The following is a 14,631-nucleotide window of genomic DNA, read 5'->3' on the forward strand; positions in this document are numbered from 1 at the left end:
ATCTGTTATATGGGGCAAAAAATAGAACTAGCATGTATCATCGATGATGACAAGATATACGTGAACCTGGTAAAGAAAATAATCGAAATTAAGCAACTTTCGGAAAATCTTTTAATCTATAAAAACGGAAAAGAAGCTATGGACCACTTCAAGCATATCCTGGGCAACATGTCTGAAGAAAGGCTTCCGGAAATTATATTTCTTGATTTAAACATGCCGGTAATGGACGGCTGGGAATTTTTAAACGAATTTGTAAAAATTAAAAACAACTTCAATAAAAAGATTACACTCTACGTAGTGAGCTCTTCAATAGATCCAAGAGATTTGGAAAGGGCCAAATCCATAAACATGGTAACAGATTATCTTATTAAGCCTATAGAGCTCAAGAAATTCGAAAAAATTTTTGAAAGAGCAATACCCGCTGCCTAGTTCTCTTCCTCGTGTTTTGGAAAGGCTCTTTTATTAAAAATAAGCAGAAGAATCACACCTACACTTATTGCGCTATCGGCGATATTAAAAACAGGCTCAAAAAAGGTGAAATATTCTCCTCCCCAAATAGGAATCCATGCCGGTAAATATCCTTCATATAAGGGAAAGTATAGCATGTCCACAACTTTACCATGAAAGAGTGTACTGTAGCCTCCTTCTTCCGGCATAAATTCTGCCACCTGCCCATAACTATCACTGAAAATAATTCCATAGAAAACAGAATCTATTATGTTTCCCATTGCGCCTGCGAAAATAAGTGCAATGGAAGTGATAAGTATTTTAGATGCATTTTTACGCACAGAATCCCACAACCAATACCCAATTCCTACGATAGCCACAAGCCTGAATAAAGTTAAAATAAGCTTCCCGTATGTGCCAGGAATTTTGGTTCCCCAGGCCATTCCTTCATTTTCAACAAAGAGAATACGAAACCAGTCAAAGACAGGAACCTCTTCTCCTAAAGTGAAATTAGTTTTAATGTATATTTTGGAAATCTGATCTATTAACAGGACCAGGAAAATGATAAAGCCGGCTTTCTTTAGAGACATGAATACTTTTAAGTTAAAAACGAACCAAAAATACTAATATTATTTAGTTTTGAGGACACTAATATCACCATTAATAGAGGTGAGTTTAAGAAGATTGGATCCATAGATCTCTTTTTGAATATGTACTACTCCGTTTCGGGATTCTGCTTTTACATTTCCAGACATCGCCTCCACGTAAATATTCCCTTTATATGTATTTACAGTTGCATTCCCTATAAAATCCAGGAGATTACAGTAGCCTTCCCGAAGATCAGCATAAAAACTATTGTAATTTCCTTTTGCCACTACAGAAGCCAGATTAGAGCGAATGAAGATGGTCATATTTTCCGGAACCTCCATATGTATTTCCATAGAAATAACTTTATGAGCGCTAAGTTTATCGTAGCCTCCCGTCAGGACCTCAGGATATCTTGTATGGAGTTTCAGCTTATCCTTTTCTACTTCTGAAATAAGAGAGATATCATTAAAGTATTCGCCTTCAGAATGTGCTGAAATTTTAATTTTCCCTGTTTTGGAAGTACAGAGGATGATCTTATAGACCTCATCAGCATTAATTTCTATTTCATTAATGTCGCTGGAATTAAAAATTTCCCGTGTATCTTTCTGAGCATTACTCAAAAGAACTCCGAAAAGCAGAAAAATTCCGAAACTAAATGTCCTCATAACAATAAACAAAAACGCTCCTTGCTGAATTCAACAGGAGCGTTATTTACTTTATTTAAGATGAATCTTACCGCTGAAGATTTTTAGCCTCTATGCTCAGCGTTGCATGGGGTACAAGCAGAAGTCGTTCCTTCGCAATAAGTTTTCCAGTGACACGGCATATCCCATAAGTTTTGTTCTCGATACGCGTTAAAGCATTTTTTAAATCCCTTATAAATTTCTCCTGACGAATGGCAAGCTGGGAATTAGCTTCTTTACTCATGGTTTCACTTCCTTCCTCAAAAGCTTTAAATGTAGGAGAGGTATCATCAGTACCATTATTCCCATCATTTTTATAAGCATTTTGATAGATTTCAAGTTGCTCCTGGGCCTTAGCAATCTTTTTCTGGATTAAGGCCTTAAACTCTGCCAAATCAGCATCGCTGTATCTTTCTTTAACATCTGTTGTAGACATAGGCTAATGTTTTTTAATAAACAATTTTGTGGTAATTTCATCAAATTCTACCAGAGAACCTTCTTCCACCACATCTACAAATTCGAGATTTGCAGTTAATGTTTCATTTTTAATATATGTTAGATTTTCATTGACGGCATCCTCGATCATGCCATCCTTTTGTAGGGTCACGTTAATAGTATCTGTTACTTCAAAACCAGAATCTTTACGCATATTCTGAATACGATTAATTAACTCCCGGGCAACTCCTTCCTTTTTTAACTCAGGAGAAATACTTACATCCAGGGCTACCGTAATATTTCCACTACTGGCTACTGTCCATCCCTCTATATCCTGGGATATTATTTCCAGCTCATCGATTGCCAAATTAATCATTTTTTCATTAACTTCAATATCAATACTTCCCTCACGCTCAACTTGCGTTATATTCTCAGGAGTAAACTTATTTATTTCACTAACAATCAGCTTAATATCTTTACCAAATCTGGGCCCAAGAACTCTAAAATTTGGTTTCACCTGTTTCACAAGTATTCCTGAAGCATCATCTATTAGCTCAAGTTCCTTTACATTAACTTCAGATTTAATCAAATCCTGAACAGCAAGAATTTCTTCCTTCTGTCGCTCATCCAGTACGGGAATCATTACTCTTTGCAAAGGCTGTCTAACTTTTATCATTTCCTTTTTTCGCAGCGAAAGTACCAGAGAAGAAATGGTTTGCGCCTTCTCCATTTTTCGCTCTAAAGATTTATCAACAAACTTTTCCTCAAACTCCGGGAACTTCGCCAAATGTACAGATTCGAATGTTTCCTTATTGGTAGCTTTGTTTAAGTCTTTGTAAAGTTTGTCCATATAGAAAGGAGCTACCGGAGCACCTAACTTCGCCACAGTTTCCAGGCAGGTGTAAAGCGTTTGATAAGCTGAAATCTTATCCTGCTGATAATCTCCTTTCCAGAACCTTCTCCTGCTCAAACGTACAAACCAGTTACTCAAATTTTCCTGAACAAATTCTGAAATCGCTCTTGTAGCCCGTGTAGGCTCATAATCGGCGTAGAATTTATCAACATTCTGAATAAGCGTATGCAATTCTGAAAGGATCCAGCGATCTATTTCCGGTCTTTCTTCCAACGCAATTTCATCTTCAGAATAAGTAAAATTATCTATGTTGGCATATAGTGTAAAGAAAGAATATGTATTGTAAAGTGTTCCGAAGAATTTACGTTGTACTTCCCCAATTCCTTCAATATCAAATTTTAGGTTATCCCATGGATTGGCATTGGAAATCATGTACCACCTGGTCGCATCGGGACCAAACGCTGCCAAAGTTTCGAAAGGATCTACCGCATTACCCAGGCGTTTGGACATTTTCTGTCCGTTTTTATCCAGCACAAGTCCGTTGGAAACCACGTTCTTATAAGCAACATCATCAAAAATCATGGTTGCTATAGCATGCAATGTGTAGAACCAACCTCTTGTCTGGTCTACCCCTTCAGCAATAAAATCGGCTTTTCGCCATGTCTTTTCTACTTTTTCCTTATTTTCAAAAGGATAATGCCACTGAGAATAAGGCATAGACCCGGAATCGAACCATACATCTATAAGATCGGCCTCCCTCTTCATGGGTTTTCCACTTTCAGAAATAAGCGTAATCCCGTCTACCACGTTCTTATGAAGGTCTACTTGTTCATAATTCTCATCACTCATATTTCCCGGCTCAAAACCTTCAAAAATATCCTTGTCCATCACGCCAGCCGCTACAGCTTTGCCCATTTCTTCCTTTAGCTCTGCAATAGAACCAATGATTTTTTCTTCCCGGCCATCTTCTGTTCTCCAGATTGGCAACGGAATTCCCCAATACCTGCTCCTGGACAGGTTCCAGTCGTTCGCATTTGCCAGCCAGTTTCCAAAACGTCCTTCTCCCGTAGCTTTTGGTTTCCAGTTGATGCCGAGGTTTAATTCGTGCATCCGGTCCTTAACATCGGTTACCTTTATAAACCAGGAATCTAATGGATAGTAAAGAATAGGGCGATCTGTTCTCCAGCAATTCGGATAACTGTGCACATACTTTTCAACCTTAAAAGCACGATTTTCTTCTTTTAGTTTTATTGCGATTTCAACATCTACAGATCTTTCCGGAGCTTCTCCTTCGTCATAATATTCATTCTTTACATATTTCCCGGCGAACTCTCCAAGTTCTTTTCTGAATTTCCCCTGCAAATCTACAAGCGGAACCAGATTATCATTTTCGTCTTTAACCAGCAATGGTGGAACTTCCGGAGTTGCCTGCTTCGCTACCAGCGCATCATCTGCACCAAAGGTAGGTGACGTATGTACGATTCCCGTACCATCTTCAGTCGTCACAAAATCTCCTGCAATTACTCTAAAAGCATTTTCAGGGTTATTATAAGGTTGGGCATACGGCAATAACTGCTCATATTTTATCCCGACAAGGTCTTTTCCCGAATAACTCTTCCCTCTATAAGAAGGGATTTTATCCCCTTGTTTGTAATCCTGAAGAGCTTCTTCGCTTTCAACCTTTTTGAACTTTTTATCGAACTGCTTTTCAGCAAGATCTTTTGCCACCACAATAGTGATTGGCTCAAAGGTATACTGGTTATAGGTTTTTACTGTTACGTACTCAATCTTTGGACCTACAGTAAGAGCAGTATTGGAAGGTAAGGTCCACGGAGTGGTCGTCCAGGCGATAAAGAAAAGATCGCCCCAATTTCCCTTCAAATCCGCCCCAAGAGGTGAGGCTTTAAAAGTTTCATTCTGAACTACTTTAAATTGAGCTGTCACCGTGGTATCGGTAACATCCTGATAAGTTCCCGGCTGGTTAAGCTCGTGGGAGCTCAAACCGGTACCCGCCTTTGGCGAGTAAGGCTGAATGGTGTAACCTTTATAGATTAGACCTTTTTTATAAATTATGGAAAGCAGCCACCACACCGTTTCCATGTATTTGGATTTATAGGTAATGTATGGATCGTCCATATCTACCCAGTAGCCCATTTTTTCGGTAAGATCGTTCCACACATCGGTGTAACGCATTACTGCATTTTTACAGGCGTCATTGTACTTCTCAACACTAATTTTTGTACCAATGTCTTCTTTGGTAATTCCAAGCTCTTTTTCAACACCAAGTTCTATTGGCAAACCGTGGGTATCCCATCCGGCTTTTCGTTTAACCTGGAATCCTTTCTGGGTTTTATAGCGACAAAAAATATCCTTGATTGCCCGGGCCATAACATGGTGAATTCCCGGCAGTCCGTTAGCCGATGGTGGGCCTTCAAAGAAGATGAATTGCTCCTCACCTTCCCGCGAGGTAATACTTTTTTCAAATATCTTATTCTCCTTCCACCAGGATAAGGTTTCTTCTGCAACTTTTGGTAAGTCAAGTCCTTTATATTCAGGGAACTTATTGCTCATTTTGTCGAAATTTCTAATGATGTGCGAAATTAATCAATTTTGACAAAAGAGAGGGGCATAAAAAGAAAATCCTATCCCAGGAACCTTTACCTGAAAAGATCAGAAGGATTTTAAAGCGGAGAAAATCAGAATTTGAACATTAAATCTGAAAAACAGGAGTACGACTGAAGCCAAAGTGCTAAAAAAAAAGCTCCAAAACATCTGGAAAGTTGCTCCTCACCCTAGATACTGAAGAAGTTTTACTAAAAAAGCAGGCTCTCCAAAGCCGACCCTTAAAATGGCAATTATCGACCTGATATAATTTTTACCTTCAGCCGAAGAAATCTCTACATGCCGAAAATAGGCATTTACAGGCACTGGCTTAAAAGTACTTGTAGCTGTAAGATGCAGACCGCTTCGCTACACTCGCAGTGACAGCTAAAAACTATAATTCAACGCCAAAATAAAATTTCTTCCAGCTGCTGAAATTCCCGAAGAATACGTCCTGTAAAGCTGATTCGTGATATTTTCCAGTGATGCTGTCGCCTTCCAATGCTCACTTAACGTGTATTGGGCAGCTAAGTTGATCGTATACCAGGCGGGAGAATAGGGATTTCCGTTATCATCAATAGCATATAGATATTCCTTGCTTTGTTCTGAAGGTGCCAGGTCTTCAAATGCAAATTCGCCGTTGTATTCTCCGTAAAGATCTAATTTCAGTCTTTTTTTATGCCATAAAAGATGCGTATTGCCAAAAACGGGCGCGGCGTGCCGCAAAGGCACATAATCGTTGCCTTCTTTTTCTTTCCCTTCAGTGATTGTGAGCTGGGAAGTCAGCCTGAAAGCCACTGAAAAATCGATTTTCATTCCTCCTTCAAAACCGTAGACATAAGCACTTGCTGAATTCTGGATGGCCTGCACTCGACTTGGCTCTCCCTGGTAATCTATGATCTTTTCCCCATCCAGATCAAAATCCCGTCTTACCATAGCGTTATCCAGATAGGTATAAAATCCTGCAAATTCAAAACGGATATTTTCTGCAGGAGTCCAGTCCAGTCCCAGTTCGCCATTATAAACATATTCGGGTTTCAGCCCGGGATTGGGAACTACGACTGCACCGGGCTCGGAGTCGAAAATTTTACCAATATCGTCTATATTTGGTGCACGAAAAGCTGTGGAAAAATTCAGCCTCCAGCCAAGACTGCTGTTTTGCTGCCAGTTTACCCCGGCACTTCCGGTTAACGCACCGGTATTTACATCTGCCTGTCCAAAAGGGAAATCGTAGAAACCGGCATCAAAATTGGCGTTTAGAATGATCCAATTGTACCTCAAACCTGATTGAAAAGCCAGGTTTTCCCGGATTTTCCACTGGTAACTTCCGTAAGCGGCAAGAGATTGCCAGGAAGAATTATCGGGATATCGGGAAGCCGTAAGATTAGTTTCTTCAGAACTTATGTTTATACTTTCACCTTCAGAATTGACATTATTAATCACATATTCGAGTCCGTAGAAAATCCTGCTTTCCTGAAACCGCTTTTCAAAATCGAGGTTAAAAGAGTAAGCACCTACATTTTCTTCCGTGGTAAAAAGTATTTCCTCTCCAAAATTCCGGTCGTTTCGGCTCTCAGCAAAATATTGATAAGCCGCTGTAAACTGGGCTTTATCGTAAACTTTTCCATCTCCGGTCTTGTTTATCTTTAAATTCCCCAGAAACCAGGTTTGCGGACCGTAATGCCATTCTGCAGATCGCAAAACCCCTTCCCTTTTCCTATACAACCTGTCATACCGCGGATAATCTGAAGTTGTAGAATAAATAAGCCCCAGGTTAAAATCCCAGTTTCCATCGGGCATAAATTTTATCTTTTCCAGAAGGTTGATCTGATTGTAGCCGGTAGGTTTCTGAACCCTTGGATCTGGATTTTCCACTTGAAGATCCTCACCATCACGACGAATAGCATAGTCAGTTCTTAAATATTCTTCGGGACCGTACTTTCCCATTTTTAGATCTCCAAAGTCAGAATACGTAACAGAAGTTTGAGAGGCCCACTTTTCCCAACCAATATTCACATCTGTATGTATCGTTTTCTCATTGTTTGCAGTAGCATAACGGGTGTAGGCATTTCCGGAGACTGAAGTTTTTCCGTTGAAAGAAAAATTGGGGCTCAGCATATAAAAATTCATAACTCCGCCAATAGCATCGCTACCATAAACCACAGAGCCGGGACCAATAATCACTTCGCTGCTCTCCACGGCAAGCGGATCAATGGAAATAATATTCTGAAGGTTTCCACTCCTGAAAATTGCCGTATTCATCCTCACACCATCTACCGTAATTAGCAATCGGTTAGTCGCAAAGCCACGAATCATGGGACTTCCACCTCCTAACTGACTCTTTTGCACATAAACCTGCCCGGTGTTTTCAAGAAGATCTGCCGAAGTTTGCGGTGAATAGAACTTAATATCTTCAGGAGTAATGCTAACAATCTTATGCGGAATATCTTCCTTGCTCATTTCAAACTTCGAAACAGACAAAATCACCTGCTCGAGTTCATTTTCATTTCCTGTTAAATAAACAGAATGATTCTTCCTGGTAATATCAAATTTCCGAAGTCTCACCTCATCGTGGGAAACATGTTTGAAAATGAGAATTTCATTTGTACTAAATTTGGTAATATCTGCAAAACCATCAAAATTGGTAAGGGTACTTTTGGTTTTCTCGGGATTGTAAATTGCTACATTGGGAAGAGGCTCATTAGTTTCTTTATCAAAAACCTGGATTTCCTGCGCATAAACTGAAAGAGATAAAAAAAAGGCAATGATGCCTGACAAAAATCGCATTAGCTAAAAATTTCGTTCAGCACGGCAAGAGACTTTGGTTTTCTAAATCCTTCGATATGCAATTCGTAATACAAAATGAGCATATTTAAGAAATTCGTCCGGCTTACCTGGGTTAGTTTTACATTTGTGAGACTATCAAAATTTATGCCCAAGAGTTGCCGCAAAATTTGCACATTTTCACCCTCAATACAGTACTCATTTCTTTTATATTCCTGAAAAACCCCGTCGAGCATATTGAAATACGAAAAATCTTTACTGGAGTCATCGGGCTGAAACCCCAAATATCGGGTTAATTTGAGTAAAAATAACAAATGGAAGTTTGCTATGGAGTCGTGAAGGTCCAGCCAGTTTAAACCAGCTGTCAAATACTCATAAAGTGGCTTATTAGCCTCTTCCTCCCTGATTGCATTCTTTAAAACTTCAGCTAAAAACATTACCATAGATGCTTTTATCACGTTTGTGTGCAAAGTCTGGTATGTGTGCAGCACTTTCGCCTCCTTAAGGTATTCGAGCGTGCCTTTGTTTTTGTGGCTGGCGACAAGATCAAGCTGGGTGAGCAGCTGAAACAGCGATGCCTTTAATTTGCCCTTTTTTGACTTCAATATTCCCCGTAGCATGTATGTTTTTAGTCCGCTTTCCAGGGTGTAGGCTTTCACAATAAGATCTGCCTCTCCATATTTTAGCGCACTAATAACTATAGCTTCGGTGTTTACGTGCATTGGGTAAGTTTGAAACCAAAGATATTAAAAAGAGGTCGTCCAAAATTCTTTTTTCTTCAACTGAAAATAATCAGAAGGACGAAAATTGGCAATTTCAGACGACCTCTTAAATCGTATAGAAATAGAATTTATACTACTCCCTGTGCGAGCATTGCATCGGCTACTTTTACAAAACCAGCAATGTTAGCTCCTTTCACGTAATCTACATATCCATCTTCATCTGTACCAAATTCAACACATTTGGAATGTATATCATTCATAATTTCCTTAAGCTTTCCATCTACCTCTTCTGAAGTCCAGGAATAGCGCATAGAATTCTGAGACATCTCGAGCCCTGAAGTGGCGACGCCACCTGCATTTGAGGCCTTCCCAGGAGAGAATAAAATTTTAGCTTTCTGAAAAACTTCAACAGCATCTGGGGTACAAGGCATATTCGCACCTTCTCCCACGCAAATACAACCGTTATTTACTAAAGCTTCGGCATCTTCTTTCTGCAACTCATTTTGAGTGGCACAAGGCATCGCAATATCACAATTAACTGTCCACGGAGTTTGTCCTTCGTGATATTCCGAATTAGGATATTCCTCAACATATTCACTAATCCTGCCACGCTTAACATTTTTCAGGTTCATGATATACTGAAGCTTGCCGGCGTCTATTCCTTCTTTGTCATAAACATATCCACCAGAATCTGACATGGTAAGCACTTTAGCCCCTAATTGCAGCGCTTTTTCTGCAGCGTATTGTGCTACATTTCCAGATCCGGAAATAACCAGGGTTTTACCTTTAATACTATCTTCATTTCTGGACAGCATATTTTCTGTGAAATATACATTACCATAACCTGTAGCTTCAGGACGAATTAATGAACCTCCATAAGAAATTGCTTTACCGGTCAGAATTCCGGTAAATTCGTTCTGCAATCTTTTATACTGACCATATAAATAACCTACTTCACGACCTCCTACTCCTATATCTCCAGCCGGAACATCGGTATTTGCGCCAATATGCCTAAAAAGTTCTGTCATAAAGCTCTGGCAAAAACGCATTACTTCGTTATCAGATCTTCCTTTGGGATCAAAGTCTGATCCTCCTTTACCGCCGCCCATTGGCAGAGTGGTTAAGCTATTTTTAAATACCTGCTCAAAAGCAAGAAACTTTAGAATACTCAGGTTAACTGACGGGTGAAACCTCAGCCCCCCTTTGTAAGGCCCAATAGCAGAATTCATCTGAATCCTGAATCCACGATTTACTTGAATTTCACCTTCGTCATCCAGCCATGGCACTCTGAACATGATTACCCTTTCCGGTTCAACCATGCGCTCTAGAAGTTTAGCGTTCTGATATTTATTATTTTTTTCTATAAAAGGAATTATGGTTTCTGCAACTTCATGAACCGCTTGCATAAATTCAGGTTCATTTTGATTTCTCTTTGATATTTTATCCAGAAAATCTTTCACGTTTTGTTCCATACTAAAGATATATAATGAGGATTATTAAAAAATATTGCTTTTATGCCTTGCAAATATAAGATTTCTGCAAGCCATAGCTCTTCAATTTTATGTTTTGATATAATATTAACATGAGAAAAACTTCCTATCCGGGGGGAAATATAGCTTTTCCAACCTTGTTAAGGTTCTTTTCATATATTTGTTTCTAACTATACCAGTCATAATGCTCCGCACTGCATTCTTATTAATATTCTTTTTCCTTTCTTTCTGTGGCAAAAGCTATTCTCAATTTGGATTCTCGCATGAAATTGGAGTCTTAGTTGGTCCATCTTCTTTCTTTACTGATTATGGAGAGCGATGGAATGTTGAAAACAACATAAGTAACTCAGGACTAGGGATAGGGATTGTACACTACATTAACTTTGCTTTTGACGCAGAATGTAATTGTTACACCAGAAATCGATTTTTCAATAACCATTTCAGAATTCGTAGTGAATTTGATTATTTACGTTCTGACCTGGAACACCATGGACCAGTAGCTTCTGAAAATACCACGGGCGGAAAGCTTTTAAGAGCGATGCATGGTTTTTCTGAAACTTATGAAGTGGGAATGCATCTGGAATACCATCTCCTAAACATTAAAGATTTTGCCAATTTTGGATATCTTTTTTCTCCTTACGTAAGCCTGGGAGTGCATTATGTGCACTTTAGACCAGATGCATATTCCGACCTTGGACCTTTGGAGGATCGCAATAATGTCTTTCCGACTTTTAAGGACGGTATTGATCTCGATGCGAAGAATACCTTTGCGACAATTGGTAGTATGGGAGTTCGTTATAAAGTACACCGCAGCGGAGATATCATGATAGAGGGAAAATGGCATTATTACGGCAGCGACTGGATTGACGGATTGAATATTGACGCCCCCCAAAACAAAGCTGATGACTGGGTTTTTTGGGTAGGTTTTGGATATGTTTATCAGATCAATTTTTAGTCGAAGAGCTCTTCAGAAGTTATAATTTTTCCGCCATTTTTTATAATTTCTTCCTTTGCCTTTTTAAATTCTGATTTATCCAAAGCTCTCGTGGCATCTTCTATTAATATTGCTGAAAAACCTTCCTGTAATGCATCTTTAACTGAAAAAGAAACACAAAATTCTGCAGCAAGTCCGCAGAAATAGATCTCCTTCACCCCTTTTTCCCGAAGATAACCCGAAAGCCCGGTTGATTTTAGGTGCGCATTATCGTAAAAACCGCTATAACTGTCAATTTCAGGATTTGTTCCTTTTCTGAAGATGGCTTCAATTTTGGCAATTTTCAATTCAGGGTGAAACTCGGCTCCTTCAGAATTTTGTACACAATGCACCGGCCATAAAATTTGCTGAATTCCATTCAGATCTATTGTTTCAAATTCATTTTTTTCGGAATGGTTTTCAGCAAAACTCGCATGATTTTGAGGATGCCAGTCCTGGGTGGCAATTACAAGCTCAAACTTACCCTGAAGATTATTCACAAGCGAAACAATCTTATCCCCTTCAGGAACTGCTAAAGCACCTCCCGGCATAAAATCATTCTGAACATCAATAATTAAAAGCGCTTTCATGACAGTTGTTTATATTCTTTAATTAATTTATCACGATCCTCTCTTAATGCGTTACTAATCCCAACCTTATAAATATGAGGATTATTAAAACGCTTATATTCTATAGGCAGTTCGGCCAACCTGGAAAGGCTGTAATCTGCTATATCTTTCAGTGATTGCTTCTCTAAAAGCGACTTCCCGTTCTCCATGACTTTATGAAGCAGTGGTTCCTGCTCAAAATCCTGGAGTTTCATCGATTTGTAAGGTTCAAAAGGATGAAACATTTCCTCGATTCTAGATTCAGATCTTAAACCTATCGCGTCTGCTCCAACACATTGCCCACTATTATTTTTAATTCTGAAAACCTGCTTTTTATGCGGAAGCGTCACTTTCGCCAGACTCTCTGAAAGCTTTATTCGTGGCTTCCCATTAGATTCGGCCAGTTTATAAACCCCGTCCAAAGCAGAATCGGGATTTCCCGTAACAAGGTTTGTACCTACACCAAATATGTCTATTGGAGCCTGCTGCTCCAGCAGACTTTTGATCACATACTCGTCCAGCTGATTAGAAGCGGCAATTTTCACATATTCCAGCCCAGCTTTGTCAAGAAGTTTTCTGCTTTCATTAGCAAAGTATGCCAAATCGCCGCTATCCAACCGAATAGCCAGAAGCTTCTGCCCCCGCTCTTCCATTTCTTTAGCGACCTTAATTGCATTCGGAACTCCGCTGTTTAAAGTGTTATAAGTATCGACCAGTAAAACGCAATTTTCGGGACGACCTTTGGCAAAACTGCGGAAAGCATCAATTTCGTTATCATAACTCTGCACAAAAGAATGCGCCATAGTCCCGGAAACCGGAATATCAAAATTTCTGGCAGCCACGACGTTACTTGTACCGTCGAATCCACCTGTAATGGCTGCCCTGGTAGCATAATAACCTCCGGGACCCTGTGCTCTTCTAAGTCCGAAATCCAATAAGTGACGGTCTCCCGACACCAGCCTCATCCTGCTTGCCTTAGTAGCAATAAGCGTTTGAAAATTTAACAAATTAAGGAGCAGGGTTTCAACGATCTGGGCTTCTATAATGTTTGCTTCTATTTGCAGCACAGGCCTTGTTGGAAATACCACATCACCTTCCTTTACTGAAAATACAGAACCCTGAAATTTGAAATCCCTAATGTAATCCAGGAAGTTCTCACTAAATCCCGTTTGTGCCAGATAAGCGATATCCTTTTTATCAAACCTTAGGTTTTCAATAATCTCCAACAAATCCTGCAGTCCCGAAAAAACTGCATAACCTCCTTCAAATGGCAATTTTCGAAAAAAATAATCAAAAACAGAGCGGTGATCTTTTTGGCCATTTTCAAAATAAACCTGGGCCATAGCAAGCTGGTACTGGTCTGTATAAGTAGCAGTAAAATCGAACATACAAAATTTGCCTTCGTTATTAACCTATTGAACTTCTGCAAGCTTTTTCTGGTAAACCTCCAGATCTGCCTCTGAGAATAGGACAAATTTAATCTTTTCCAAATGCTTAAGAGAGGGAAGTTCTGCTAAAATTGTCTTTATTGCGACTTCGGTTGCTTCTTCCATTGGATATCCGAAAACGCCGGTGGCAATTGCAGGAAAAGCTATAGAGGTGATTTTATATTCTTCTGCAAGCCGCAGCGCATTTTTATAGCATTTGGCTAATATAACGTTTTCCGGTTTGTTTTTGCCGTAAACGGGTCCAAGACAATGGATAATATAATCATTAGGTAAATTGTAAGCTTTAGTAATCACAGCATTACCCGGCCTTATAGGCGCCAATTCCTGGCATTCTCTATAAAGGTCATTACCTGCTGCATGATGAATCGCACCTGCCACGCCACCCCCTGTTGTCAGGTGGGCATTGGCAGCATTTACTATGGCCATTACGTCTGGTTGTTGCGTAATTCCACCCTTGACAGCCAATAATTTAACTTCTTTATGCATAAGCTCTATAAAATATTTTTTATGAATTTAGCATATTACCGCGGTATAAAAAATCATATTCTAATTTTTCTATATCTCAAAATATGATTTTGTTTATTTTCCTCTTATTTTAACCGAAGAGAGATTGCTTTTTAGACATACCTTCCAACTTAAATTTTACTGAGATTTTTTTAATAATATTTAGCGAGAAACAAAAAATACATTATATTTGCATCCGCAAAAATGATTGCAAAATTCCTCCTTAGCTCAGTTGGTTAGAGCATCTGACTGTTAATCAGAGGGTCCTTGGTTCGAGCCCAAGAGGGGGAGCAAATTTTGAAAATGATTTTTCTTTTGGGCGAGAAGCCTGTCCCGAGCGGAGTCGAGGGAAGCCCAAGAGGAGGAGCAAAAAGCAACAGAAAGCTTTTTTTAAAAATTCTGGACATACTGAAATTCCTCCTTAGCTCAGTTGGTTAGAGCATTTGACTGTTAATCAAAGGGTCCTTGGTTCGAGCCCAAGAGGGGGAGCAAAAT

Annotated in this window: 12 protein-coding genes and 2 tRNA genes; 4 read left to right on the forward strand and 10 right to left on the reverse strand. The window is 39.4% G+C overall.

Annotation, left to right across the window (positions count from 1 at the left end; all coding sequences use genetic code 11):
- The first annotated feature begins 9 nt into the window (after positions 1 to 9).
- On the forward strand, positions 10 to 429 hold the full coding sequence (locus tag RM541_RS03385; protein ID WP_311498816.1) for a response regulator: 420 nt from the start codon (positions 10 to 12) through the stop codon (positions 427 to 429).
- Here the strand turns inward: RM541_RS03385 and RM541_RS03390 are convergent.
- From RM541_RS03390 to gdhA, 7 genes are all read right to left on the reverse strand, one after another.
- Positions 426 to 1,037 carry a lipoprotein signal peptidase gene (locus tag RM541_RS03390; protein WP_311498817.1) on the reverse strand — a complete coding sequence of 204 codons (612 nt, stop codon included), beginning with the start codon at positions 1,035 to 1,037 and terminating at the stop codon, positions 426 to 428. The genes RM541_RS03385 and RM541_RS03390 overlap by 4 nt on opposite strands.
- Positions 1,038 to 1,076: 39 nt before the next feature.
- Positions 1,077 to 1,700: a DUF4097 family beta strand repeat-containing protein gene (locus tag RM541_RS03395; RefSeq protein WP_311498818.1), complete on the reverse strand. Its 624-nt coding sequence runs from the start codon at positions 1,698 to 1,700 to the stop codon at positions 1,077 to 1,079.
- Positions 1,701 to 1,767: 67 nt separating this feature from the next.
- Positions 1,768 to 2,154, reverse strand: a complete 387-nt coding sequence (locus RM541_RS03400; protein ID WP_311493789.1) for a TraR/DksA family transcriptional regulator — start codon at positions 2,152 to 2,154, stop codon at positions 1,768 to 1,770.
- Between the two features lie 3 nt (positions 2,155 to 2,157).
- Entirely contained in the window at positions 2,158 to 5,577 is a 3,420-nt protein-coding gene (ileS, locus tag RM541_RS03405; RefSeq protein WP_311498819.1) for an isoleucine--tRNA ligase, read from the reverse strand.
- A 417-nt stretch (positions 5,578 to 5,994) separates the two neighbouring features.
- Positions 5,995 to 8,394, reverse strand: coding sequence for a TonB-dependent receptor (locus RM541_RS03410; protein ID WP_311498820.1), 2,400 nt, complete (start codon positions 8,392 to 8,394; stop codon positions 5,995 to 5,997).
- Positions 8,394 to 9,113 carry a DNA repair protein RecO gene (gene recO / locus RM541_RS03415; RefSeq protein WP_311498821.1) on the reverse strand — a complete coding sequence of 240 codons (720 nt, stop codon included), beginning with the start codon at positions 9,111 to 9,113 and terminating at the stop codon, positions 8,394 to 8,396. Before recO ends, RM541_RS03410 begins: the two co-directional genes overlap by 1 nt.
- Before the next feature lie 128 nt (positions 9,114 to 9,241).
- Positions 9,242 to 10,585, reverse strand: a complete 1,344-nt coding sequence (gdhA, locus tag RM541_RS03420; protein WP_311498822.1) for an NADP-specific glutamate dehydrogenase — start codon at positions 10,583 to 10,585, stop codon at positions 9,242 to 9,244.
- 202 nt (positions 10,586 to 10,787) lie between these two features.
- Between gdhA and RM541_RS03425 the strand changes: the two genes are divergently transcribed.
- Positions 10,788 to 11,558: a THC0290_0291 family protein gene (locus RM541_RS03425; RefSeq protein ID WP_311498823.1), complete on the forward strand. Its 771-nt coding sequence runs from the start codon at positions 10,788 to 10,790 to the stop codon at positions 11,556 to 11,558.
- On the opposite strand, the gene pncA is transcribed toward RM541_RS03425, so the two are convergent.
- The 3 genes from pncA to RM541_RS03440 are packed head-to-tail and all read right to left on the reverse strand — an operon-like array spanning position 11,555 to position 14,118.
- Positions 11,555 to 12,166, reverse strand: coding sequence for a bifunctional nicotinamidase/pyrazinamidase (gene pncA, locus RM541_RS03430; RefSeq protein ID WP_311498824.1), 612 nt, complete (start codon positions 12,164 to 12,166; stop codon positions 11,555 to 11,557). The two genes, RM541_RS03425 and pncA, sit on opposite strands and share 4 nt — an antisense overlap.
- Positions 12,163 to 13,572 carry a nicotinate phosphoribosyltransferase gene (locus RM541_RS03435; protein ID WP_311498825.1) on the reverse strand — a complete coding sequence of 470 codons (1,410 nt, stop codon included), beginning with the start codon at positions 13,570 to 13,572 and terminating at the stop codon, positions 12,163 to 12,165. Before RM541_RS03435 ends, pncA begins: the two co-directional genes overlap by 4 nt.
- Positions 13,573 to 13,596: 24 nt before the next feature.
- A complete protein-coding gene (locus RM541_RS03440; RefSeq protein WP_311498826.1) occupies positions 13,597 to 14,118 on the reverse strand; it encodes a macro domain-containing protein in 522 nt (173 codons plus the stop codon).
- A 235-nt stretch (positions 14,119 to 14,353) separates the two neighbouring features.
- Between RM541_RS03440 and RM541_RS03445 the strand changes: the two genes are divergently transcribed.
- Both RM541_RS03445 and RM541_RS03450 read left to right on the forward strand, forming a co-directional pair.
- Positions 14,354 to 14,427: transfer RNA gene (locus RM541_RS03445), tRNA-Asn, on the forward strand.
- 124 nt (positions 14,428 to 14,551) lie between these two features.
- A tRNA-Asn gene (locus tag RM541_RS03450) sits at positions 14,552 to 14,625 on the forward strand.
- The last annotated feature ends 6 nt before the right edge of the window (positions 14,626 to 14,631 follow it).

The organism is Autumnicola psychrophila, assembly GCF_031846645.1.
Taxonomy (GTDB): Bacteria; Bacteroidota; Bacteroidia; order Flavobacteriales; family Flavobacteriaceae; genus Autumnicola; species Autumnicola psychrophila.